This window comes from Streptococcus oralis subsp. tigurinus (assembly GCF_002356415.1).
GTDB lineage: Bacteria > Bacillota > Bacilli > Lactobacillales > Streptococcaceae > Streptococcus > Streptococcus oralis_F.
Genome location: NZ_AP018338.1, coordinates 291,851 through 316,258 on the forward strand (window position 1 = coordinate 291,851; position 24,408 = coordinate 316,258).

Genomic DNA, 24,408 nt, shown 5'->3' on the forward strand with positions numbered 1-24,408 from the left:
AGAAAAGAGAGAAAAACTATGGCAGTTCAAATGGAATACGAAAAAGATGTTAAAGTAGCAGCGCTTGACGGTAAAAAAATCGCCGTAATCGGTTATGGTTCACAAGGACATGCGCATGCGCAAAACTTGCGTGATTCAGGTCGTGATGTCATTATCGGTGTACGTCCAGGTAAATCTTTCGACAAAGCAAAAGAAGATGGATTTGACACTTATACAGTAGCAGAAGCAACTAAATTGGCTGACGTTATTATGATCTTGGCACCAGATGAAATCCAACAAGAATTGTATGAAGCAGAAATCGCTCCAAACTTGGAAGCTGGAAATGCAGTTGGATTTGCCCATGGTTTCAACATCCACTTTGAATTTATCAAAGTTCCTGCAGATGTAGATGTCTTCATGTGTGCTCCTAAAGGGCCAGGACACTTGGTACGTCGTACTTACGAAGAAGGTTTTGGTGTTCCAGCTCTTTATGCAGTATATCAAGACGCTACAGGAAATGCGAAAAATATTGCTATGGACTGGTGTAAAGGTGTTGGAGCAGCTCGTGTTGGTTTGCTTGAAACAACTTACAAAGAAGAAACTGAAGAAGATTTGTTTGGTGAACAAGCTGTACTTTGTGGTGGTTTGACTGCTCTTATCGAAGCAGGCTTTGAAGTCTTGACAGAAGCAGGATACGCTCCAGAATTGGCTTACTTTGAAGTTCTTCACGAAATGAAATTGATCGTTGACTTGATCTATGAAGGTGGATTCAAGAAAATGCGTCAATCAATTTCTAACACTGCTGAATACGGTGACTATGTATCAGGTCCTCGTGTGATTACTGAGCAAGTTAAAGAAAACATGAAAGCTGTCTTGGCAGACATCCAAAATGGTAAATTTGCAAATGACTTTGTAAATGACTATAAAGCTGGACGTCCAAAATTGACTGCTTACCGTGAACAAGCAGCGAACCTTGAAATTGAAAAAGTTGGTGCAGAATTGCGTAAAGCAATGCCATTCGTTGGTAAAAACGACGATGATGCATTCAAAATCTATAACTAATTCTTGTGAAGAAAAACAGAAGGCGAGTTGGGGGTGCCTAACTCGCTTTTTATCTTAAACAGTATTTGAGGAGGGGGCAATGTTAAGTGCAAAAGACGTGGTGAAAGCCCACAAAGTTTTAAGTGATGTAGTAGTGAATACACCACTAGAATATGATCATTATTTATCAGAAAAGTATGGAGCTAAGATCTATCTGAAAAAGGAAAATGCGCAACGCGTTCGCTCTTTTAAAATTCGTGGAGCTTATTATGCCATCTCGCAATTGACAAAAGAAGAACGTGAGCGTGGTGTAGTCTGTGCATCAGCGGGGAATCACGCTCAAGGTGTCGCTTATACTTGTAACGAGATGAAAATTCCTGCGACAATTTTTATGCCTATCACAACGCCTCAACAAAAGATTGGGCAAGTTCGTTTCTTTGGAGGAGACTATGTAACGATCAAATTGGTCGGAGATACTTTCGACGCTTCGGCTAAGGCAGCCCAAGAATTCACTGTTTCAGAAAATAGAACCTTTATCGATCCTTTTGATGATGTCCATGTTCAGGCAGGGCAAGGGACGGTTGCCTATGAAATTTTGGAAGAAGCTCGGAAAGAGTCAATCGACTTTGACACGGTTCTCGTTCCTGTTGGTGGTGGAGGTCTGATTGCGGGAGTTTCTACCTATATCAAGGAAATGAATCCGAAAATTGAAGTCATTGGTGTTGAAGCCAATGGTGCCCGTTCGATGAAGGCGGCATTTGAAGCTGGAGAGCCAGTTAAACTAAAAGAAATCGACAAGTTTGCTGATGGTATAGCTGTGCAGAAAGTTGGCCAGTTGACCTATGAAGCGACACGTCAGAATGTTGAAACTCTTATAGGAGTGGATGAAGGCTTGATTTCAGAGACCTTGATTGATCTTTATTCCAAGCAAGGGATTGTCGCCGAACCGGCTGGAGCTGCCAGTGTTGCAGCCTTGGAAGTTCTATCGGACTATATCAAAGGCAAAACAATCTGCTGCATCATTTCTGGAGGAAATAACGATATTAACCGTATGCCTGAAATGGAAGAGCGTGCCTTGATTTACGATGGCATCAAGCATTACTTTGTAGTGAATTTCCCACAACGTCCAGGAGCTCTCCGAGAGTTTGTAAATGACATTTTGGGGCCAAATGATGACATCACTCGTTTTGAGTATATCAAACGGGCCAGCAAGGGGACAGGACCTGTATTGATTGGGATTGCTCTTGCCAATAAGCATGATTATGCTGGATTGATTCATCGTATGGAAAAGTTTGACCCGTCTTATATTAATTTGAATGGAAACGAAACATTGTATAACATGTTAGTTTAAACTAAAATAAAATTATTATCATATTATTTGCGTAATGATAACGATGGTGTTATAATGAGGGTGATGAAAGGGGGAGATTCCCATGGTTTTACAAATTTTACTTGTTTTATTGTTTTTAGTGGTGATTGCATCAGTGATTACGATTAGTTCTGTATATGTGGTTCGACAACAATCTGTCGCTATCATAGAACGCTTTGGTAAATACCAAAAGTTGAGCAATAGTGGTATTCATTTGCGGGCTCCCTTTGGGATTGATAGGATTGCGGCAAGAGTTCAACTACGCTTGTTGCAAAGTGAGATTGTTGTAGAGACAAAGACGCAAGATAATGTATTTGTAACGATGAATGTAGCAACTCAGTATCGAGTAAATGAAAACAACGTCACAGATGCCTATTATAAATTGATGCGTCCAGAAGCCCAAATTAAATCCTATATTGAAGATGCTTTGCGTTCATCTGTACCAAAGCTAACCCTAGATGAGTTGTTTGAGAAGAAGGATGAAATCGCCTTAGAAGTTCAAAAACAAGTGGCTGAAGAAATGTCTACGTATGGGTATATCATTGTCAAAACGCTGATTACTAAGGTTGAACCTGATGCTGAAGTAAAACAATCCATGAATGAAATTAACGCAGCTCAACGTAAGAGAGTTGCAGCGCAAGAACTTGCTGAAGCAGATAAGATTAAAATCGTGACCGCAGCAGAAGCAGAAGCAGAAAAAGATCGCCTACATGGTGTAGGGATTGCAGAGCAGCGTAAAGCAATTGTTGACGGACTAGCTGATTCTATCAAAGAGTTAAAGGGAGCTAATGTTGAGCTGACTGAAGAACAAATCATGTCTATCCTATTAACGAACCAGTATTTAGACACATTGAATAATTTTGCAGAAAAAGAAGGAAATAATACAATCTTCCTACCAGCAAATCCTAATGGAGTTGAAGATATAAGAACTCATATATTATCGGCTTTAAAAGCCAAATAAAAATATGCAGAATAATATAGTTGTGACGAATATATGTTTTTTTATTGACAGATAAAATAAAAACGTATACAATTAGGAATTGTAAAGAATAATTCAGGAGAAGAACATGGTTAAGTCAAACTTTGAAAAGGTAGAAGCAGTTGTTGGCTGGGTCCGTGATAAGAAGATCACAGGTTACCGTATCTCTAAAGAAACGAATGCGCGTGAAATGTCTATAATTGCCCTAGCGCAAGGACGCGCAAAAGTTAAAAATATTTCATTTGAAACAGCTCTTAGTTTAATCGATTTCTATGAAAAAAATCATGAAAAATTTGAAGATTGAACTGTGGTTACAGGCAGATTCCTGAATCGAGTCTGCCTTTTATTTACAATTACAAACTAAAAAGACTGCATTCTGTATGCAGTCTTTATTTATTAATTGAGATAACGCTGAAGGAATTCTTTGGTCCGTTCTTCTTTAGGGTTTGTGAAGAGTTCTTCAGGTTTACCTTCTTCTGCAATGATTCCCTTGTCCATGAAGATGACACGATGGGAAACATCGCGAGCAAATTCCATTTCGTGGGTTACAACAATCATGGTCAAGCCTTCTTGAGCTAGGTCCTGCATAATTTTGAGGACTTCTCCGACCATTTCGGGGTCAAGGGCAGATGTAGGTTCGTCAAAGAGAATGGCGTCAGGATTCATGGAGAGTGCACGAGCGATAGCTACACGTTGCTTTTGTCCACCTGAAAGTTGTTTAGGCTTGGCTTGCCAGTAACGTTCTCCCATACCAACTTTTTCGAGATTCTCTTTGGCAATTTTTTCAGCTTCAGAGTGGTCGCGTTTGAGTACAGTCGTTTGGGCAACGATAGTATTTTCAAGGACATTCAGATTTTCAAAGAGATTGAAAGATTGGAAAACCATACCGAGCTTTTCACGATAATGGGTGAGGTTATAGCCTTTTTCTAGGACATTTTCTCCGCGATAGAGAATCTCTCCTCCTGTAGGTGTTTCGAGTAAATTGATTGAACGAAGGAAGGTTGATTTTCCGCTTCCCGAGCTTCCGATGATGGAAATAACCTCTCCTTTATGGATGGTGAGAGAAATGTCTTTTAGCACTTCGTTTTGCCCATAGGATTTTTTTAGGTGTTTGATTTCAAGGATTGGTTGTGTCATTTTTTCAAATCCCCCGTTTGCATTTGGTTAGCACCTGTAGTGTAAGTATCCATGTCCATATAGCGTTCGATAAAACGTAGGATACGGGTCACAGTGAAGGTGAGGACAAAGTAAATCACTGCAATGATGGTAAAGGTCTGGAAGTATTGATAGGTTTGCGTCGCTACAGTATTTCCTGAGAAATAAAGCTCGACAACTGAAATAACGTTCAATACAGAGGTATCTTTGATATTGATGACAAACTCATTACCAGTAGCAGGTAGAATATTACGGACAACCTGAGGAAGGACAATTTTACGCATGGTTTGATTGTGGGTCATACCAAGAGCGGTTGCAGCTTCGAACTGTCCCTTGTCAACTGCTAGAATACCACCACGAACGATTTCTGTCATGTAGGCGCCTGTGTTGATTGAGACGATAAAGATAGCAGCCAGTGTCCGATCGAGATTGATACCGAAAGCTTGAGCAGTTCCATAGTAGATAACCATGGATTGAACAATCATCGGTGTACCACGGAAGATTTCAATATAGACATTGAGAATCCAACCGACTAGTTTTTGTAGGCTGTAAATGGCTTTGTTTTCCGAGAGAGGAGCCGTACGGAAGACACCAATGGCAAGACCGATAATGAGACCTACGATAGTTCCGATGATTGAGATTAAAAGAGTGACACCTGCGCCGCGCACGAGCTGTTGCCAGTTTTCAGAAAGAATTTTAGCAACTTGGCTGAAGAAATTACTGCTACTTTCTTCAGTTGTTGTGGCTTCGGCAGGTTGCTCCTGAATCATACGATCCATCAGAGCAACTTGTTCATCTTTGGAGATGGTTTCAATACTCGCATTGATTTGGCTGATGCGGCTGTCATCTTTACGAAGTCCAATGGCAATAGCTGTATCTTCTTCGCCAGTTTTGAAACCGGGTTCTACTTGGACCATCTTGAACTTAGAGTTAGCGGCTTCAGCAGTCAGTGCTTCAGGGCGTTCCGAAACATAGGCATCAATAACACCGGCTTCCAGAGCTTGACGCATTTGAGCGAAGTCGCCCATAGCTGTTTCTTTTTTGGCACCTGGAATTTGAGAAATCAAATCATAAAGGTAAACACCTTGTTGAGAAGTGATTTTTGCTCCGCTAAAATCTTCCAAAGATTTGGCATTTGCATAGGCAGAGTCCTTTTTAACCAATAGAACTGGCTCGCTAGTATAGTAACTGCTTGAAAAGGCAATTTCTTGTTTACGTTCAGCGGTTGGGCTCATACCGGCAATGATCATATCGATTTTGCCAGAAGTAAGGGCTGGAACAAGTCCTTCCCACTTGGTTTTCACGACCAAAGGTTCCTTACCTAGATCTTTGGCAATCTTTTTAGCGATTTGAACATCATAGCCGTTGGCATATTGGTTGGTACCGTCGATTTTGACAGCACCATTACTATCGTCGTCTTGGGTCCAGTTGAAGGGAGCGTAAGCTGCCTCCATTCCGATGCGTAAATATTCGTCGGCTTGGACTTGGCTAACCAGTCCTAATGTAAGGGCTAGGCTAGCAAGGATAGATAAGCATAATTTTTTCATGTTTTCTCCTATTTCTAGTCTAAAAATGACTTCTCTCTATTGTATCTAAAAATGGTGAGATTTTCAATACAAGTAAGCCTTTACTTATAAAAAATGATATAATGGTGAAAAGATTGAAAGGGAATCAATTATGAAAAAAAGATGGCTGGTGACTTTGGTATTTGCTTGTTTATTATTTATACCGAGCTTAGTTTTTGCAGTAGACTTTGATATCTTATCCTATCAGGGTGATTTGAATATTCATGCAGATAATACTGCAATTTTTAAGGAAACAATCACCTACCGTTTTGGAGATGATTATAATGGCCAGCTAGTTGGACTAGGAAAAGCTGGGAAAATGCCAGAAGGATTTGATATTGATCCCGACCCGACCGTTCAAGTGTCTAAAAATGGGCAAATTATTCAAAATGTTTCCTTTTATACTATGGAGGAAGAGGACGGCTACAAGGTAAAAATTTATAATGCTGGATATGCCGGAGATACTGTTCGGGTGACGGTTACCTGGCAACTATCAAATCTTCTCTTCTTATACAAGGATATAGCGGAGTTAAATTGGCAACCCTTGACGGATAGTTCAGAACCTATCGAAAATTTTGAGTTTCGGGTAACGGGCTTTAATGGAGCTGAAAAACTTTTCTTTCATACAGGGAAACTCTTTACAGAGGGCAAGGTAGAGAAGACAGGTGGTGATTATCGTGTTCATTTGAAGAACCTACCTCGTCAGCGTGGGGTTGAATTGCATGCCTATTGGCTTAGAAAAGATTTTGAAACAGCTTTGGATCAGGGATTGAAGGGCAATCGTTTAGCAGAATTTGAAAAAATAGAGGAGTCCATTACTGCTGAAAAAGCTCAGAGCAAAGCTCTGGTTACGTGGATCATCCCTTTCCTACTCTCGCTTTTTTTAGTCTTTAGTGTTATTTTCTACTGCATTTACAGAAGAAAAACCTCCCCATCGAAGAAATATGCCAAAAATCACCGTCTCTATGAACCGCCAATGGACTTAGAACCGATGGTTTTATCGGAAGCTGTTTACTCCACTTCTTTAGAGGAAGTCAGTCCCTTGACCAAAGGAGGAGGGAAGTTCACCTTTGACCAACTCGTTCAGGCAACTTTATTGGATGTGATCGACCGTGGAAATGTTTCAATCATCTCAAATGGAGATGAAGTTCGTTTAAAAGTCGTAAAAGAAAAGGGATTGGCAAGTTTTGAAAAGGATTGCCTTAATTTGGCCTTTTCAGGAAGAGAAGAAGTGCTTGTTTCAGATTTGTTTGCAGATTACCAAGTGTCAACTAGTCTTTACCAAGGTGCAAAAGCAGCTGATGAAAAACGAATTCAGAAAACAGGACGTAAACTTAAGTCGTCTTTTGAGCAAGCTCTGAAGCAGATGCAGGATGGAGTGAGAAAGCGGGTTTCTTCTTTGCAACTTCCAGATTATTATCGTTCACTGAGTAATGGAGAAAAAATCCTGCGATTGACGATAGGTGTCTTTACGATTTTACCTGCTTTCGTTGGTTTTGGCTGGTTCTTGTATAGTTTGGATGCTCACGGGTATCTTTCTCTGCCACTTCCTATCCTTGGGTTTGTGGGCTTGATGTTAGCTGCCGTCTATTATTGGACGACCCGATTTGATACTCGTGATGGTGTTTTAAATGAAGATGGACTAGAAGCATACTATCTCTGGACTAGTTTTGAAAACATGCTTCGCGATATCGCCCATCTAGACAAGGCAGTATTAGAAAGTATTGTTGTTTGGAATCGTCTCCTTGTTTATGCTACTTTATTTGGTTATGCGGACAAGGTGAGCCATTTGATGAGATCTTATCAGATTCAGGTCGAGAACCCAGATATCAATCTTTATGTAGCTTATGGCTGGCACAGTATGTTTTACCATTCAACTGCTCAAATGAGCCACTATGCTAGTATTGCAAATACAGCAAGCAATTACTCCGTATCTTCTGGAAGTGGTTCTTCGGGTGGAGGATTCTCCGGAGGCGGAGGCGGTGGTAGCATCGGCGCCTTCTAGAAAAAATCTATCGCAACATCCGAAATTATGCTATAATAGAGGACAGAAAAAGGAGTAATACATGTATCTTATTGAAATTTTGAAGTCAATCTTTTTTGGGATTGTTGAAGGAATTACAGAATGGTTGCCCATTTCAAGTACTGGTCACTTGATCTTGGTTGAAGAATTTGTACAATACAAGGACCAAAATGAAGCCTTCATGTCCATGTTTAATGTTGTTATTCAGCTCGGTGCTATCTTAGCGGTTATGGTGATTTACTTTAACAAGCTCAATCCCTTCAAACCTGGTAAAAATAAGGCAGAAGTCCGTCGAACTTGGCAATTGTGGTCAAAAGTCCTCGTTGCGACCTTGCCTTTATTGCTAGTTTTTAAGCTGGATGATTGGTTTGATACTCATTTTCACAATATGGTATCAGTTGCGATCATGTTGATTATTTATGGGGTTGCCTTTATCTATCTTGAAAAACGGAACAAGGCACAAGCTATTGAACCAACAGTTACAGAACTTGAAAAGCTTCCCTACAAGACAGCTCTCTATATCGGACTTTTCCAAGTCCTCGCCCTCTTCCCAGGAACGAGCCGTTCAGGTGCGACGATTGTCGGTGGTTTGTTAAATGGAACGAGTCGCTCAGTCGTAACAGAGTTTACCTTCTACCTCGGAATTCCTGTTATGTTTGGGGCTAGTGCTTTAAAAATTTTCAAATTTATAAAAGCAGGTCAACTTTTGAGTTTTGGACAACTATTCCTGCTTTTGGTTGCTATGGGTGTTGCCTTCGCGGTCAGCATGGTTGCTATTCGCTTCTTGACTGGCTATGTGAAGAAGCACGACTTTACCCTCTTTGGTAAATACCGTATCGTACTCGGTAGTGTCTTGTTGCTCTATAGTTTTGTGCGTTTATTTGTATAAGAAAAAGCTTGAGGGAATCTTCCTTCAAGCTTTTTAAAATCCTGTTACTGTGACTCCTAGTAAACGGATGCCTTTTTCTTTTTCAGCTAGTTCTTCGTAGAGTTGAAGGGCAGTTTGAGAAATCTGACTAGCGTCCTGTGTCGCTTGTGGGAGACTTTTTCGTCTAGTTAGAGTAGAGAAGTCAGCATATCGTATTTTGAGGATAATGATTTTTCCAGCTTTGCCTTGTTGACTGAGATTGTGAGCTACCTTTTCTGAGAGAAGAGTCAGCTCTTTTTTGATGTCTTCTTCTACTTGCAGGATTTTTCCGTAGGTTTTTTCCTTGCCAATGGACTTACGAATACGATTGGCCTTGACCGGTGAGTTATGAATGCCCCTTGCCTTTCGATAAAGGTCAAAACCGAGTCTGCCGAACCGATCGATTAAAGTGACTTCTGAGACGTCCAATAAGTCTTCACCAGTATAAATGCCCATTTCATGAAGCCGTTCAACTGTTTTTTTGCCCACACCGTGAAATTTAGCAATGTCCATTTGTTTGAGAAAATCCTCAGCCTGATCTGGGAGGATGACTGTAAAACCATGTGGCTTTTGATAGTCACTAGCCATTTTAGCTAAAAATTTGTTATAAGAGACGCCTGCAGAAGCAGTCAGATGTAGCTCCTGCCAGATATCTTGTTGGATGAGACGGGCTATTTTGACAGCTGACTTGATACCGAGTTTATTTTCCGTTACATCCAAGTATGCCTCGTCAATACTCATAGGTTCAATCAAATCAGTGTAGCGTTTAAAAATAGCACGAATCTCAAGTCCCACAGTCTTATACTTTTCATAATTTCCTGAGATAAAGATAGCTTGGGGACAGCGCTCATAAGCTTCTTTAGAGCTCATGGCTGAATGAACACCAAAAGCTCGCGCCTCATAGCTACAGGTAGAAACGACACCACGTCCACCTGTTTGTCTGGGGTCACTCCCGATGATGACAGGTTTGCCCTTTAACTTAGGATTATCTCTGATTTCCACCGCAGCAAAAAAGGCATCCATGTCGATATGGATGATTTTTCTAGACAAATCATTAATCAATGGAAATATGAGCATTTAGCTTCCTTTCTAGCCGTATTTTCTTTCTCATTATACCGTTTTTTCTGAAAAAATGGAAAAGAGTAGTCTAACTTTCAAAAATATAATACAGATAATATCAAAAAAACAGCCTGTATTATAAAAGAAAGCGCTAAAAAGGCTGTTTTCTCCTTGTTGAAATCGGTTACTGTGTGGTATACTTGACTTATGAATGTAACAGATAGTTGTTACTAGAAAGAAAAATGAGGACATTAACATGGTTGTTAAGACAGTTGTTGAAGCGCAAGATATTTTTGACAAAGCTTGGGAAGGCTTCAAAGGCGTAGATTGGAAAGAAAAAGCAAGTATTTCTCGCTTCGTTCAAGCTAACTACACACCTTACGATGGAGATGAAAGTTTCCTTGCTGGCCCAACAGAACGTTCGCTTCACATCAAAAAAATCGTAGAAGAAACAAAAGCACACTACGAAGAAACTCGTTTCCCAATGGACACTCGTCCAACATCTATTGCTGATATTCCTGCTGGATTTATCGACAAAGAAAACGAATTGATTTTTGGTATCCAAAACGATGAACTCTTCAAATTGAACTTCATGCCAAAAGGTGGTATCCGTATGGCTGAAACTACTTTGAAAGAAAATGGATACGAACCAGATCCAGCTGTTCACGAAATCTTCACAAAATACGTAACAACAGTTAACGACGGTATCTTCCGTGCTTACACTTCAAACATCCGTCGTGCTCGTCACGCTCACACTGTAACTGGTCTTCCAGATGCCTACTCACGTGGACGTATCATTGGTGTTTACGCACGTCTTGCTCTTTACGGTGCAGATTATTTGATGCAAGAAAAAGTAAACGACTGGAATGCAATTAAAGAGATTGATGAAGAAACAATCCGTCTTCGTGAAGAAGTAAACCTTCAATACCAAGCATTGCAACAAGTTGTTCGCTTGGGTGACCTTTACGGTGTTGACGTTCGCAAACCAGCGATGAACGTCAAAGAAGCTATCCAATGGGTGAACATCGCCTTCATGGCTGTCTGCCGTGTTATCAATGGTGCTGCAACATCTCTAGGACGTGTGCCAATCGTATTGGACATCTTTGCAGAACGTGATCTTGCTCGTGGTACATTTACTGAATCAGAAATCCAAGAATTCGTTGATGATTTCGTTATGAAACTTCGTACAGTTAAATTTGCTCGTACAAAAGCTTATGACCAATTGTACTCAGGTGACCCAACCTTCATCACAACTTCTATGGCTGGTATGGGTAACGACGGTCGTCACCGTGTTACTAAGATGGACTACCGTTTCTTGAACACTCTTGACAATATCGGTAACTCTCCAGAACCAAACTTGACAGTTCTTTGGACTGACAAATTACCTTATAGCTTCCGTCGTTACTGTATGCACATGAGCCACAAACACTCTTCAATCCAATATGAAGGTGTTACAACAATGGCTAAAGACGGATACGGTGAAATGAGCTGTATCTCATGTTGTGTGTCACCACTTGACCCAGAAAATGAAGAACAACGCCACAACATCCAGTACTTCGGTGCTCGTGTAAACGTATTGAAAGCCCTTCTTACTGGTTTGAACGGTGGTTACGACGATGTTCACAAAGACTACAAGGTATTTGACATCGATCCTATCCGTGACGAAGTTCTTGAATTCGAATCAGTTAAAGCGAACTTTGAAAAATCTCTTGACTGGTTGACTGACACTTACGTAGATGCTTTGAACATCATCCACTACATGACTGATAAGTACAACTACGAAGCGGTTCAAATGGCCTTCTTGCCAACTAAACAGCGTGCAAACATGGGATTCGGTATCTGTGGATTTGCCAACACTGTTGATACATTGTCAGCAATCAAATACGCTACCGTTAAACCAATCCGTGACGAAAATGGCTACATCTACGATTACGAAACAATCGGTGAATACCCACGTTGGGGTGAAGATGATCCACGCTCAAACGAATTGGCAGAATGGTTGATTGAAGCTTACACAACTCGCCTACGTAGCCACAAACTCTACAAGAACGCAGAAGCCACAGTATCACTTTTGACCATCACATCTAACGTTGCTTACTCTAAACAAACTGGTAACTCACCAGTCCACAAAGGTGTATACCTCAACGAAGATGGTTCTGTGAACTTGTCTAAACTTGAATTCTTCTCACCAGGTGCTAACCCATCTAACAAAGCTAAAGGTGGATGGTTGCAAAACTTGAACTCACTTGCTAGCCTTGACTTTGGTTACGCAGCTGATGGTATCTCATTGACAACTCAAGTTTCACCTCGTGCTCTTGGTAAAACTCGTGACGAACAAGTGGACAACTTGGTAACAATCCTTGATGGTTACTTCGAAAACGGTGGACAACACTGTAACTTGAACGTAATGGACTTGAAAGATGTTTATGACAAGATTATGAATGGCGAAGATGTCATCGTTCGTATCTCAGGATACTGTGTAAACACTAAATACCTCACTCCAGAACAAAAAACTGAATTGACACAACGTGTCTTCCACGAAGTTCTTTCAATGGATGACGCATTGAGCTAAGATTCAATTAGAATGGAAAAAAAGCTAGTCTATAGGACTGGCTTTTTTCTATATCTAAAAGATAAATTTTCGACATATCATATGAAAAATACTAAGAGATTTTGTTAATTCTGGTGACAATGTGTTGAAATTCGAGAGAATAATATAATAAAATCTTATAAAAATATATTTTCTAGTTATTAAACTTGAATAGATTGTATTGAGATGTTATAATATAATGGATAAACTCTAGTTAGTGATAGGGGTTGTCAAAATGGTATGATGTAATCTCTTAGGGAGATTAGAAATAAAAATTTCATATAGAAAAGAGGAGAAGAGATGTCGAAAAGCAAAGCGTTAAACATGCTTTCTAAATTTTCTGCGTTAGCTTTTGCTATTTTAGGTCTAGCATCTGTTTTGATAGGCATTGTTAAAGCAGATAATCCTGTTTCAAAAGAATTGACACAAGTAATTACAGGTATTGATCTGTTAGATGCTTCAGATACTAAGCAAAATGTGAGTTCAGAAGGAGATTTCTCGCTTCGTACGAATTTAGCATATAAGCTTCGCGTGACGTTCGATCTCAAGCAGTACAATGAGAACTTGAATAACGGGGATTATTTTACTTTTGATATTCCGGCTCCCATGACGGTTTATAATGGTAATCAGGAGTTGATTGATCCGGTTACTCAAGTAGCTATAGGAGAGGCAGTGGTCACATCAAATGGTAATGACCAAGGTGGCAAGGCAAAGATAACCTTGAAGAACCTGGATAAATACTTGGCTAAAACTGGAGGAGACAAAGTAAAGGATGTATCTGGTAACTTTTCTGCATCATTTAGATTCTTAAAGGATCAAAATAAAACTCCAATTAATTTTAATTCTTCTTCAATGAAGCAAGAAATTAAACATGTTTATAGTTCGAAAACGATTTCAGGTCCTAAAGTTGGGACTGAGAACTATGCAAAGGCAGGGGGGCAGGCATCACGTGACAATTGGACTTCTGAAAAATTAGCAGCTATTGGATCAGTTAGCAAAGGAGATGCTGTTTCAAACTGGCGTGTACGTGTGAATACGGAAAAACAAGATTTTGGACAGAACATTGTTCTACACGATACGATTCCAAACGATGATACATCCTATACTCCTGCTCAATACATACCAGAAACTTTGAGAGTTTACAGGGCGGATATTACTGGTGGAACGTCCGCTGTTCCTGATGATGCTGTATTATTATCTGAGGGAAAAGAATATACGGTTGATTGGAATGAAAACTATACTTCATTCGATATAACCTTTAAAGATGGAACGACATCTTACTTTGTTACTTACAGTACTACCACTCCAAATGATGGTACTAAAGTAGCAAATATCGCAGCCTTGTCTCTGGCAGACGGAACAAAACTGGCTCAAAATACAAGTCGTCCAGGAGCTCTTAGCATGAAAGCAGAAGCGACTTCCTTGATTTCAGGGACTATCGTAGCTTCTACAGCTTACCAAATTAAGATTAATAAGACAGATGCCTTCACTCTTGCACCTGTTCCAGGAGCAGTTTATACTGTAACTGCAACAGATGATGCAAGTGAAACAACAGAAGTGACTACAAATGAAAAAGGAGTAGCACTGACTAAAACTTATGATCAGAAATGGGAAGGTAAAACTTTCAAGATTAAAGAGAAGACAGCTCCAGCTGGTTATAAGCTAGATGAGAAAGAGTATACAGTTAAACTCGGAGCAGCAGGTTCTACTATTAATCTTAAAGATGAACCAGTTCCAGCTGTATTCAATGTGACTGCTAAGAAAGTGGTAGAAGGTCGTACAGATAAACTTCCTAAAGCAGATGAGTTTACTTTCAACCTATACACAGCAGAGAACTTGAAGACTCCAGTAGCCACAGCGAAATCAAAAGCTGATGGAACGATTACCTTTGAGAATATTGAATTGAAAGGTGCAGGAACTTATCATTACATCATCAAAGAAGATACTTCAAAAGCAATCGATGGTATTACATTTGATGAAGAAGGTAAGGAAGTTACTGTAACAGCAGCATTCCAAGGTGGAGTATTAACAGCTTCTGTCACTTCAGCAGAACCAACTTTCACTAACACTTATAAAGCCGCTTCAACAAGCGCGACAATCAAGGCTAAGAAAGTCTTGAATGGTAAAGACCTTGTGGCTGATGCTTATACTTTCGAATTGAAAGAAAAAGATGCAGTTGTAGCAGAAGCTAAGAACGCTGCTTCAGGCGAAGTTGTCTTCAACGTCAACTACACAGAAGCAGGCGAGCACACTTACACCATTACTGAAAAAGCAGGAACAGAAGCAGGTGTGACTTACTCAACTGAATCCTACACAGTTAAAGTGAACGTGGTGGATAACGGCCAAGGTCAATTGGTTGCGACTGTAGAAAATGCGGAAGCAGAACGTGTCTTCACTAACACTTATAAAGCCGCTTCAACAAGCGCGACAATCAAAGCTAAGAAAGTCTTGAATGGTAAAGACCTTGTGGCTGATGCTTATACTTTCGAATTGAAAGAAAAAGATGCAGTTGTAGCTACAGCTAAGAACACTGCTTCAGGCGAAGTTGCCTTTAAGGTTACCTACACAGAGGCAGGAGAGCACACTTACACTATTACTGAAAAAGCAGGAACAGAAGCAGGTGTGACCTACTCAACAGAATCTTACACAGTTAAAGTGAATGTAGTAGATAACGGTCAAGGTCAATTGGTTGCGACTGTAGAAAATGCGGAAGCAGAACGTGTCTTCACCAACACTTATAAAGCCGCTTCAACAAGCGCGACAATCAAAGCTAAGAAAGTCTTGAATGGTAAAGACCTTGTGGCTGATGCTTATACTTTCGAATTGAAAGAAAAAGATGCAGTTGTAGCTACAGCTAAGAACACTGCTTCAGGCGAAGTTGCCTTTAAGGTTACCTACACAGAAGCAGGAGAGCACACTTACACTATTACTGAAAAAGCAGGAACAGAAGCAGGTGTGACCTACTCAACAGAATCTTACACAGTTAAAGTGAATGTAGTAGATAACGGTCAAGGTCAATTGGTTGCGACTGTAGAAAATGCGGATGCAGAACGTGTCTTCACTAACACTTATAAAGCCGCTTCAACAAGCGCGACAATCAAAGCTAAGAAAGTCTTGAATGGTAAAGACCTTGTGGCTGATGCTTATACTTTCGAATTGAAAGAAAAAGATGCAGTTGTAGCTACAGCTAAGAACGCTGCTTCAGGCGAAGTTGTCTTCAAGGTCGACTACACAGAAGCAGGAGAGCACACTTACACTATCACTGAAAAAGAAGGTAGCGAAAAAGGTGTGACCTACTCAACAGAATCTTACACAGTTAAAGTGAATGTAGTAGATAACGGTCAAGGTCAATTGGTTGCGACTGTAGAAAATGCGGACGCGGAACGTGTCTTCACTAATATCTATACAGCACCAGTACCAACAGCTACATCAGCAACACTTGAGTTTACGAAAGAATTGACTGGTCGTGCTTTGGTTGATGGTGAATTCCAATTTGAATTGTATGAAGGTACAAAACTAGTTGATACAAAAACAAACCAAGCTGGAAAAGTAACATTTAAAGCAATCAACTATGATGCAGAAGGTGTTCATACTTATACTGTAAAAGAAGTGAATGCCGGAGCAACTGGTATTACTTACGACACAGAAAAGACTGCAGTGGTAACAGTAACCAAAGATGCAGCAACAAATGCCTTGAAGGCAACTGTTGAATACCCAGCAGGTAGTGTCTTCACGAATAGCTTTAAAGCACCAGCAGTAGAAGCTACGATTGAAGCAACTAAGAAACTTGAAGGTAAAGAACTTGCGGCTGATGCTTATACTTTCGAATTGAAAGAAAATGGTGCAGTTGTAGCGGAAACTAAGAACACTGCCGAAGGTAAAGTAGCCTTTGTTCGTTCATTCGAAGAAGCAGGTACTCACACTTATACCTTGGTTGAAAAAGTTGGTACTGAAGAGGGTGTTGAATACGATAAGACTGAGCATACTGTAACAGTCACTGTAGTTGCGGATGGTCAAGGTCTCTTGACTGCGACTGTCTCATATGCAGATGGTAAAGCAGTTGTATTTACAAATAAATACACTGTTCCAAATCCAACACCAAATCCAAATCCAACACCGGATCCAAACCCAACACCGGATCCAAACCCAACACCGGATCCAGATCCAACACCGGATCCAGATCCAACACCGGATCCAGATCCAAATAAACCAGGAGGAAAAGAGGAACCAAAACCAATACCTCCAGCTACGGAGACTAAAGGTAAAGCTGAACTTCCAAAAACAGGTGAAGCAATATCTATCTTCTCAGCAATTGGATTTGTAGTCTTGGCATTGAGTGGACTGGTATTCTTCGTAAAACGTAAAGCTTAAGCTTTCGTAGAAGAAACATGAAACTTGGTAAGTGAGAATTCTACTTCTCTCTTAAATCTGATAGAGAAAGTCTCTAGAAAATTCGTTTTCTAGGGGCTTTTTTGTATTTCAAAATAATTTTTTAAAAATAGTCAAATTTGGTCAAAAAGTTATTGACTTTTACTGACCAAAGTGGTATAGTAGAAACATAAGGAAAATGACTTCCTTAGAAAAACTCATTTTCAATGATTCTATTTCTTGAAAATGTATAATAGATACCCTAGAAAGGGGTGAGGCCTATGTTAAATCTAACAGACTTTGAAAAGAAAATGATAAAAGGCTTATTTAAAAAAGAAAAACCAGAAGTTATTCTTAGGGTAGCAAGTTAGCTAGTCTAAAATTTTTAAAACAAAGGTCAAAGATAGTCAATATCAGAGATCGCATCTAATTAAGAATAAACGAGGTAAAGAATATGAACAACAACTTTAATAACTTTAACAACATGGATGATTTATTTAACCAATTGATGGGTGGTATGCGAGGATACAGTTCTGAAAACCGTCGCTACTTGATTAATGGACGTGAAGTGACACCTGAGGAATTTGCTCACTATCGTGCAACTGGTCAATTGCCAGGAAATGCAGAATCTGATGTGCAAATGCAACAACACGCTTCAGGTATGAAACAAGACGGTGTCCTTGCTAAACTAGGTCGTAACTTGACCGCAGAAGCTCGTGAGGGCAAGTTGGATCCTGTTATCGGACGAAACAAGGAAATTCAAGAAACATCTGAAATCCTCTCACGTCGTACGAAAAATAATCCTGTTCTGGTCGGAGATGCAGGTGTTGGTAAGACAGCCGTTGTAGAAGGTCTAGCACAAGCGATTGTGAATGGAGATGTTCCGGCTGCCATCAAGAACAAGGAAATTATTTCCATTGACATCTCAGGTCTTGAGGCTGGTACTCAATACCGTGGTAGCTTTGAAGAAAACGTTCAAAATCTAATCAATGAAGTAAAAGAAGCAGGGAATATTATCCTCTTCTTTGATGAAATTCACCAAATCCTTGGCGCTGGCTCAATCGGAGGAGACAGTGGTTCTAAAGGGCTTGCGGACATTCTCAAGCCAGCTCTCTCTCGTGGTGAATTGACCGTTATTGGAGCGACAACTCAAGACGAATACCGTAACACCATCTTGAAAAATGCAGCTCTTGCTCGTCGTTTCAACGAAGTGAAGGTCAATGCTCCTTCAGCAGAGGATACCTTTAAAATCCTTCAAGGGATTCGTGACCTCTATCAACAACACCACAATGTTATCTTGCCAGATGAAGTCTTGAAAGCAGCAGTGGATTATTCTATCCAATACATTCCACAACGCAGCTTGCCAGATAAGGCTATTGACCTTGTAGACGTAACGGCTGCTCACTTGGCAGCTCAACATCCTGTAACAGATGTGCATGCTGTTGAACGGGAAATTGAGGCAGAAAAAGACAAGCAAGAAAAAGCAGTTGAGGCAGAAGATTTTGAAGCAGCTCTCAATGCCAAAACACGTATTGCAGAATTAGAGAAAAAAGTCGAAAACCACACAGAAGACATGAAAGTGACTGCAAACATCAACGATGTGGCTGAATCTGTGGAACGAATGACTGGTATTCCAGTTTCACAAATGGGAGCATCAGATATCGAACGTTTGAAAGATATGGCTCATCGCTTGGAACACAAGGTTATCGGCCAAGACAAGGCGGTTGAAGCTGTAGCTCGTGCTATCCGTCGTAACCGTGCTGGTTTTGATGAAGGCAATCGCCCAATCGGTAGCTTCCTCTTTGTAGGTCCAACTGGGGTTGGTAAGACAGAACTTGCTAAGCAATTAGCGCTCGATATGTTTGGTACTAAAGATGCGATCATCCGCTTGGATATGTCTGAATACAGTGACCGCACAGCCGTATCTAAATTAATCGGTACAACAGCAGGTTATGTTGGGTATGATGACAATAGCAATACCTTGACAGAACGTGTTCGTCGCAATCCTTATTCTATCATTCTCTTGGACGAAATTGAAAAGGCTGATCCTCAAGTAATCACCCTTCTCCTCCAAGTATTGGATGACGGTCGTTTGACTGATGGTCAAGGAAATACAGTGAACTTCAAGAACACGGTCATTATCGCGACATCAAATGCTGGATTTGGTTATGAAGCCAACTTGACAGAAGATGCGGACAAACCAGAGTTGATGGATCGTTTGAAACCATTCTTCCGTCCAGAATTCCTCAACCGCTTTAACGCAGTTATCGAGTTTTCACACTTGAACAAGGAAGATCTTTCTAAGATTGTGGACTTGATGTTGGCTGAAGTCAACCAAACTTTGGCTAAGAAAGACATTGATTTGGAAGTCAGCCAAGCAGCTAAGGACTTTATCACAGAAGAAGGCTATGACGAAGTTATGGGGGTTCGTCCTCTCCGTCGCGTGGTTGAACAACAAATTCGTGATAAAGTAACAGACTTCCACTTGGATCATCTAGATGCCAAACATTTGGAAGCAGACATGGAAGATGGCGTTTTGGTCATTCGTGAAAAAGCCTAACTCAAGATTTTGAGAATAAAAAAGAAGGAACTAGCTAAAAGCTAGTTCCTTTTTGTGTTTAGATAACATGACGCTCAAAGGCATCATCTGAGATTCCTTGTTCCAGGATGAGTTTCGCCCATTCTTTAGCTGAAAAGAGGCTGTGGTCCTTGTAGTTTCCGCAAGATTCGATGGTTGTTCCAGGGACATCTTCCCAAGTAGTGGTTTCAGCAATTTCCTTGAGCGAATCCTTGATAACGGCCGCAATTTCAGCGCTAGTATGGCGTCCCCACATAATCATGTGGAAGCCTGTGCGGCAACCAAATGGTGAGCAGTCAATCATGCCGTCAATGCGGGTACGGATGAGTTTTGCCAAGAGGTGTTCGATAGTGTGAAGGCCAGCGGTAGGGATAGAGTCCTCATTTGGCTGTACCAAGCGAATATCAAAGTTGGAGATGACATCTCCCTTTGGCCCTGTTTCTTCCCCAATCAAGCGAACATAGGGTGCTTTAACAATAGTGTGGTCAAGTTCAAAACTTTCAACAATAACTTCTTTTGACATGGTAGTTCCTTTCAGTTTTCTTTTTTCATTATATCATAAAGGGTGCTGTTGATGGAGTTTGATAAATAACTTTTTGAGACTAGAATGATAATAAAGTCTCTATACATAAACCTCAGAATTATAAAAAAGAATGGAGTAAAGGAAAAGAAAAACTGAGTTCTTTCTAATGAAGCTAGAGCGACTTTTGAAAAGTGGATCAACTTTTTCTGAAATTTCTGTTTAATCTCTGAACTAATTCTGAACTAGATTGGGTATACTGGAGAAAATAAAGATAAAGGAGTTCAGTATGGAACATATGGTGAAAATAGAAGGCGTCTGCAAAAAGCATGGCAGCAAGCAGATTTTAGAAGATATTTCTTTTACAGCTAGAAGCGGTCGGATTACAGCTTTTCTAGGCCCAAATGGTGCAGGAAAAAGTTCGACCTTGAGGATTCTCTTGGGATTAGATTGGGCGACAGCAGGGACTGCAACTTTTGATGGGCAAACCTATCAATCAATGACCTATCCGCTCAGAACGGTAGGTGCAGCCTTTGATGGCATTGGCGGTCTGCCAAATCGAAAGGTCTATGACCACTTGAGGATTATTGCAGCAAGTAATGCTATTCCCAAGTCTCGGATCGATGAGGTTTTGGAGATGACTGGAATCGCTCATAAGAGGAAGGACCTCTTGTCAAGCCTGTCTCTGGGGGAAGGTCAACGCTTGGGTTTGGCAGCAGCTTTGCTGGGTGATCCTCAGTTTCTTATATTAGATGAGCCGACTAATGGGCTGGATCCAAGTGGGATTAAGTGGTTTAGAAAGTTCATCCGTCAGCAGGCTGATTTAGGGAAAACGGTACTTCTATCTTCCCATATCCTATCAGAGGTGCAAATGGTGACAGATGATGTAGTCTTGATTCATCATGGGCGAATTATTGAGCAGGGACGATTGGAAGAGGTGCTGCAAGATTCAGACAGTCTAGAAGATCTCTTCTTTGATTTGACAGAGGAGGTTTAAGATGAAAGAAACGATGTCCTTATTGCATTCAGAATGGTTGAAAATTCGCTCAACCAAGGCTTTCAAAGTGAGTATGGCCCTCATGCTGCTATTGGTGCCTGTCGTATCCTGGCTGGAGGGTCGACAGTATTTGTCTATTGGCTTGGATGCTACGCCTGAGACGGTTCCCAGTCTGATAAACGCCATTGATCCGCTGGAATATCTAGGTCTCAACGGGGCTTCTATGGCGGTCATGGTTTTGGTCATTTTAGCTGGAATTTTGGGAGCTATGGAATTTCAGTCTCATAGCTTGAGAACCAGTCTCTTGACCTGTAATAACCGCCTGAAGTTGCTTGTGGGGAAACTCATGACCTTTACTTGCTTTTCTCTTGCCACTAGCTTTTTATCAATCTACTTTAGTTATATGGTCATGCATCTCGCTTTAGGAAAGGAAGGACTTGATCCGATTCTGCTCAATCAGGCAGCTTGGAGTTTGATTTTGTGGAAAACCTTATCTCTGACCTTATTGGGAATCCTTTCGTTTTTGTTAGGTTTATTGGCTCGGACCATGCTAGTTCCTCTGCTTTTTCTCGTACCCCAAATCTATAATTTAGGAAACTACCTAGCTGCTCACACGAGTTGGGGAGCTTATTTGCCACAGCCAGCAGGAGAGTTGTTTGCTGCAACGCCAACTTCCCAATATGCTAACAATCCCTTGCAAGGGCTGTTGATACTTGGTGCATGGTTGCTAGTCATCGGCGGCATGGCTTCTCTGCGCTTTTTGAAGACGGATTTGGGAGGGCGCTACTGATGATAAAAGCTCTGCTTAGAAGTGAATGGATTAAGTTCCGTTCTTATTATCTCGCTCTTGGTGCAGCCTTAGTGGCTATGGTAGCTGTTCCATTTTTTCTGATGAATCTTGACTACAGTCAGACAGCAGTTGGTCAGACGAAGGCTCTGAGCGAGGTTTTGCATGCCCTCTATCTGGCGCAGCCTGTCATCGTCATCTTTACTTCTCTCTATTTTGCCCAGGAGTTTGTCAAGTCTGGGATGCGAACGAATTTTCTAACCGTATCAAATAGAAAGGCTTGGTTGGCTGGGAAATTCCTTTTTCTGGACTTGCTGCTCTTGGTTCTCTACAGTGTCATGATAGGCAGCTGTTTCCTTGTTATGCTGGCTCGTTTTGACCTAAGCTTTAGCTGGTCCTTACTAGAGAAATTCCTCTATTACAGCTCTTTTGGTCTTCTCAGCAATATTTTTCTGGCTTTTTTAACTGCTGGCCTCGCTTTGCTCTTTCAATCTTGGGTTGTGCCGGTGTCGGTGCTCTTTCCTCTCTTGATTGGTCTCAGCCGTTTATTAGCGACTTTCATCAAAGAAGCAAAATACCTGCCCGATCTGGCTACCCTAAATCTTTTTGAGTATGAAGGGCTTCAGCAGTCAATAGATCTCTCAGGGCTGGGGATACAGCTTTTATGGTTAGCTTTGGTTTGGAGCTCTGCCATATTTTTAACCTTGAAACGAGATGTTCGCTAGAGGTATGCTATAATGGAACTCATGAGACAGTATCGTATTTTGGTAGTTGATGACGACCGGAGCATTTTGAAGCTAGTAAAAAACGTCCTAGAGCTAGATGCTTATGATGTGATAACGCTTGATCGGATAGAAGACCTAGAGTTGACGCATTTTGTCGGATATGACTTGATTCTGCTGGATGTGATGATGGAGCCTGTTAATGGTTTTGAGCTGTGTTCCTACATTCGTCCTCATCTTTCGTGTCCGATCATCTTTTTGACGGCTAAGGAATTGGAGGCGGACAAGGTGGAAGGACTCTTTCGCGGAGCAGATGACTATATTGTCAAGCCTTTTGGAACCAAAGAATTGCTGGCGCGTGTCAGAGCTCATCTTCGGCGGGAGGAAAGACGGGAGGAGCGATACTCTGAAATTGCTTCTTGTCAATTTTATCCAGAGCGCTATGAAGTTGCCTGTTTTGGTAAAGTCTTGAAATTTTCAGAGCGAGAGTTTAAGTTGCTACATTTACTAGCTAGCAATCCCAAGCAGACCTTTTCAGCTGAACGCCTGCATACCTTGCTTTACCCAGAAAGCTCAGAAACACAACTTCGCTCTATCTCAGAATACGTATATCAGATTCGCCAAAAATGCAAACAAGAAGGGCTGCAAGCAATCGCAACAGTGAGAGGAGTAGGCTATAGATGGCAATTAGAACCCGAAATTTCAAAAGCCTAGTCTGGACAACTAGCTTGAAAATCGTCTTTTTCCATGTTTTGATTTTTGTGCTTATAGGTTATGAATTTACGCAAGGAAGTGATCACGTTCTTTTCGCCTTGTTCTTCTGGGCAGGGAGCTTGCTGCTGATTACTTTTTATCATATTTTGAAATTGCTCCGAAAAATCGACAGGGAAATAAAAATGCTAAAGAGCGAGAAGCTTTTAAAAGAAAATCAAAGCCAGCTTTTTCGGATTGAGGAAATGCTAGAAGTCTATAGCGATTTACGGAGCAGCCACCAAGAAAATGCTCGTCTTCTAGAAAAAGAGCAGCAGCATAATCAGGAGTTGATTTTACAGCTATCAGCGACATCGCACGATTTGAAGACGCCCCTAACTGTGATTAAGGGTAATGCTGAGCTCTTGGAAATGGCGCAGTTAGGCCAGCCACAGGCAGACTATGCTGCTGAGATTTTGCAGGCTAGTTACAAGATGGAAGAATATTGTGCCTCTCTTATTGATTACGCTAAGGCTTTTCAGATTGATTCTAATCAGTTCAGTCAGCTTTCCTTAGAGGACTTTTTGGCCTATCTCCAGGACGATTGGGCACTGTTCAGTAAACAGGAAAGCTATCGTTTTTATCTCCAAGAAGATTGTGATCTTAGTCTGATTTTGTCGATTCATTTGGACTATCTCAAACGGGCTTTGCTCAATATTTTACTGAATGCGCTTGAACATGCGGACCAGGATCAAAAGGAAGTCAAGCTAACGGTATCAGTGCAGCAGGACCAGTTGGTTTTTGCTATCTGGAACAACGGCCCTTCATTTTCAGAGGAGATGCTACTGGGAGCGGAACGGCTCTTTTACCAGAGTGACCAAAGCCGCAATTCAGCTAATCCCCATCATGGTATCGGCTTAGCCTTTTCTAAGCAGGTAGCTCTCTTGCATGGTGGCCGTCTGACCCTGCTCAATCCAGATCAAGGAGGAGCCTCTGTCGAGTTGACAATTTCATTAAAATAAATGAGGATGGAAGATTATAAAAACGCATAATACCAAGTGTCCAAAAGACTTGATATT

At 41.0% G+C, this 24,408-nt stretch carries 18 protein-coding genes; 14 read left to right on the plus strand and 4 right to left on the minus strand.

Annotation, left to right across the window (positions count from 1 at the left end; translation table 11 throughout):
• Positions 1–18: 18 nt before the first annotated feature.
• The 4 genes from ilvC to STO1_RS01550 all read left to right on the plus strand — a co-directional run bounded on the left by ilvC (position 19) and on the right by STO1_RS01550 (position 3,672).
• A complete protein-coding gene (ilvC, locus tag STO1_RS01535) occupies positions 19–1,041 on the plus strand; it encodes a ketol-acid reductoisomerase (RefSeq protein WP_000290683.1) in 1,023 nt (340 codons plus the stop codon).
• Between the two features lie 79 nt (positions 1,042–1,120).
• The gene (ilvA, locus tag STO1_RS01540; RefSeq protein WP_096421651.1) at positions 1,121–2,371 is read left to right on the plus strand and encodes a threonine ammonia-lyase IlvA; all 1,251 of its coding nucleotides are present in this window, start codon (positions 1,121–1,123) and stop codon (positions 2,369–2,371) included.
• 82 nt (positions 2,372–2,453) lie between these two features.
• Positions 2,454–3,350, plus strand: coding sequence for an SPFH domain-containing protein (locus STO1_RS01545; RefSeq protein ID WP_000244063.1), 897 nt, complete (start codon positions 2,454–2,456; stop codon positions 3,348–3,350).
• Positions 3,351–3,456: 106 nt separating this feature from the next.
• Positions 3,457–3,672: a capsule biosynthesis transcriptional regulator gene (locus STO1_RS01550; protein WP_000241003.1), complete on the plus strand. Its 216-nt coding sequence runs from the start codon at positions 3,457–3,459 to the stop codon at positions 3,670–3,672.
• A 92-nt stretch (positions 3,673–3,764) separates the two neighbouring features.
• Here the strand turns inward: STO1_RS01550 and STO1_RS01555 are convergent, their stop codons facing one another.
• Positions 3,765–4,505, minus strand: a complete 741-nt coding sequence (locus tag STO1_RS01555) for an amino acid ABC transporter ATP-binding protein (protein ID WP_096421653.1) — start codon at positions 4,503–4,505, stop codon at positions 3,765–3,767.
• Positions 4,502–6,070 (minus strand): ABC transporter substrate-binding protein/permease, encoded by a 1,569-nt coding sequence (locus STO1_RS01560; protein WP_033605877.1) that lies wholly within the window; start codon positions 6,068–6,070, stop codon positions 4,502–4,504. Before STO1_RS01560 ends, STO1_RS01555 begins: the two co-directional genes overlap by 4 nt.
• A gap of 130 nt (positions 6,071–6,200) precedes the next feature.
• Between STO1_RS01560 and STO1_RS01565 the strand changes: the two genes are divergently transcribed.
• Together STO1_RS01565 and STO1_RS01570 are read left to right on the plus strand one after the other, a co-directional pair.
• Positions 6,201–8,093, plus strand: a complete 1,893-nt coding sequence (locus STO1_RS01565; protein WP_061588724.1) for a DUF2207 domain-containing protein — start codon at positions 6,201–6,203, stop codon at positions 8,091–8,093.
• Between the two features lie 61 nt (positions 8,094–8,154).
• Positions 8,155–9,000: an undecaprenyl-diphosphate phosphatase gene (locus STO1_RS01570; protein WP_061588725.1), complete on the plus strand. Its 846-nt coding sequence runs from the start codon at positions 8,155–8,157 to the stop codon at positions 8,998–9,000.
• A gap of 33 nt (positions 9,001–9,033) precedes the next feature.
• Here the strand turns inward: STO1_RS01570 and dinB are convergent, their stop codons facing one another.
• Complete coding sequence (gene dinB, locus STO1_RS01575; RefSeq protein WP_096421655.1) at positions 9,034–10,095, minus strand: DNA polymerase IV; 1,062 nt, start codon at positions 10,093–10,095, stop codon at positions 9,034–9,036.
• 238 nt (positions 10,096–10,333) lie between these two features.
• On the opposite strand from dinB, the gene pflB reads away from it, so the two are divergent.
• From pflB to STO1_RS01590, 3 genes are all read left to right on the plus strand, one after another.
• On the plus strand, positions 10,334–12,649 hold the full coding sequence (pflB, locus tag STO1_RS01580) for a formate C-acetyltransferase (protein ID WP_007520679.1): 2,316 nt from the start codon (positions 10,334–10,336) through the stop codon (positions 12,647–12,649).
• A 318-nt stretch (positions 12,650–12,967) separates the two neighbouring features.
• Positions 12,968–17,038, plus strand: coding sequence for a Spy0128 family protein (locus STO1_RS01585; protein ID WP_096421657.1), 4,071 nt, complete (start codon positions 12,968–12,970; stop codon positions 17,036–17,038).
• A gap of 451 nt (positions 17,039–17,489) precedes the next feature.
• Positions 17,490–19,595, plus strand: coding sequence for an ATP-dependent Clp protease ATP-binding subunit (locus STO1_RS01590; protein ID WP_096421659.1), 2,106 nt, complete (start codon positions 17,490–17,492; stop codon positions 19,593–19,595).
• 58 nt (positions 19,596–19,653) lie between these two features.
• Here STO1_RS01590 and STO1_RS01595 read toward each other — a convergent pair whose 3' ends face one another.
• Positions 19,654–20,136, minus strand: a complete 483-nt coding sequence (locus tag STO1_RS01595; protein ID WP_000032557.1) for an S-ribosylhomocysteine lyase — start codon at positions 20,134–20,136, stop codon at positions 19,654–19,656.
• A gap of 286 nt (positions 20,137–20,422) precedes the next feature.
• Here STO1_RS01595 and STO1_RS01600 point away from each other — a divergent pair, with 286 nt between their 5' ends.
• From STO1_RS01600 to STO1_RS01620, 5 genes are read left to right on the plus strand one after another with little or no spacing between them, the layout of a single operon-like run.
• Positions 20,423–21,130, plus strand: a complete 708-nt coding sequence (locus STO1_RS01600; protein WP_084872489.1) for an ABC transporter ATP-binding protein — start codon at positions 20,423–20,425, stop codon at positions 21,128–21,130.
• A 1-nt stretch (position 21,131) separates the two neighbouring features.
• The gene (locus STO1_RS01605; protein WP_061588731.1) at positions 21,132–21,920 is read left to right on the plus strand and encodes an ABC transporter permease; all 789 of its coding nucleotides are present in this window, start codon (positions 21,132–21,134) and stop codon (positions 21,918–21,920) included.
• On the plus strand, positions 21,920–22,642 hold the full coding sequence (locus STO1_RS01610; protein WP_096421661.1) for a lantibiotic ABC transporter permease: 723 nt from the start codon (positions 21,920–21,922) through the stop codon (positions 22,640–22,642). Before STO1_RS01605 ends, STO1_RS01610 begins: the two co-directional genes overlap by 1 nt.
• A gap of 12 nt (positions 22,643–22,654) precedes the next feature.
• The gene (locus STO1_RS01615) at positions 22,655–23,353 is read left to right on the plus strand and encodes a response regulator transcription factor (protein ID WP_084872493.1); all 699 of its coding nucleotides are present in this window, start codon (positions 22,655–22,657) and stop codon (positions 23,351–23,353) included.
• Positions 23,320–24,351, plus strand: coding sequence for a sensor histidine kinase (locus STO1_RS01620; protein WP_096421663.1), 1,032 nt, complete (start codon positions 23,320–23,322; stop codon positions 24,349–24,351). Before STO1_RS01615 ends, STO1_RS01620 begins: the two co-directional genes overlap by 34 nt.
• The last annotated feature ends 57 nt before the right edge of the window (positions 24,352–24,408 follow it).

Excerpts from the sequence above, each read along its gene's own strand:
- STO1_RS01615 (WP_084872493.1), top strand. The coding sequence starts at position 22,655 with ATGGAACTCATGAGACAGTATCGTATTTTGGTAGTTGATGACGACCGG.
- ilvA (WP_096421651.1), top strand. The coding sequence starts at position 1,121 with ATGTTAAGTGCAAAAGACGTGGTGAAAGCCCACAAAGTTTTAAGTGAT.
- STO1_RS01600 (WP_084872489.1), top strand. The coding sequence starts at position 20,423 with ATGGAACATATGGTGAAAATAGAAGGCGTCTGCAAAAAGCATGGCAGC.
- STO1_RS01610 (WP_096421661.1), top strand. The coding sequence starts at position 21,920 with ATGATAAAAGCTCTGCTTAGAAGTGAATGGATTAAGTTCCGTTCTTAT.
- STO1_RS01555 (WP_096421653.1), bottom strand. The coding sequence starts at position 4,505 with ATGACACAACCAATCCTTGAAATCAAACACCTAAAAAAATCCTATGGG.
- pflB (WP_007520679.1), top strand. The coding sequence starts at position 10,334 with ATGGTTGTTAAGACAGTTGTTGAAGCGCAAGATATTTTTGACAAAGCT.
- dinB (WP_096421655.1), bottom strand. The coding sequence starts at position 10,095 with ATGCTCATATTTCCATTGATTAATGATTTGTCTAGAAAAATCATCCAT.
- STO1_RS01570 (WP_061588725.1), top strand. The coding sequence starts at position 8,155 with ATGTATCTTATTGAAATTTTGAAGTCAATCTTTTTTGGGATTGTTGAA.
- STO1_RS01620 (WP_096421663.1), top strand. The coding sequence starts at position 23,320 with ATGGCAATTAGAACCCGAAATTTCAAAAGCCTAGTCTGGACAACTAGC.
- ilvC (WP_000290683.1), top strand. The coding sequence starts at position 19 with ATGGCAGTTCAAATGGAATACGAAAAAGATGTTAAAGTAGCAGCGCTT.
- STO1_RS01545 (WP_000244063.1), top strand. The coding sequence starts at position 2,454 with ATGGTTTTACAAATTTTACTTGTTTTATTGTTTTTAGTGGTGATTGCA.
- STO1_RS01565 (WP_061588724.1), top strand. The coding sequence starts at position 6,201 with ATGAAAAAAAGATGGCTGGTGACTTTGGTATTTGCTTGTTTATTATTT.
- STO1_RS01590 (WP_096421659.1), top strand. The coding sequence starts at position 17,490 with ATGAACAACAACTTTAATAACTTTAACAACATGGATGATTTATTTAAC.
- STO1_RS01550 (WP_000241003.1), top strand. The coding sequence starts at position 3,457 with ATGGTTAAGTCAAACTTTGAAAAGGTAGAAGCAGTTGTTGGCTGGGTC.
- STO1_RS01595 (WP_000032557.1), bottom strand. The coding sequence starts at position 20,136 with ATGTCAAAAGAAGTTATTGTTGAAAGTTTTGAACTTGACCACACTATT.
- STO1_RS01605 (WP_061588731.1), top strand. The coding sequence starts at position 21,132 with ATGAAAGAAACGATGTCCTTATTGCATTCAGAATGGTTGAAAATTCGC.
- STO1_RS01585 (WP_096421657.1), top strand. The coding sequence starts at position 12,968 with ATGTCGAAAAGCAAAGCGTTAAACATGCTTTCTAAATTTTCTGCGTTA.
- STO1_RS01560 (WP_033605877.1), bottom strand. The coding sequence starts at position 6,070 with ATGAAAAAATTATGCTTATCTATCCTTGCTAGCCTAGCCCTTACATTA.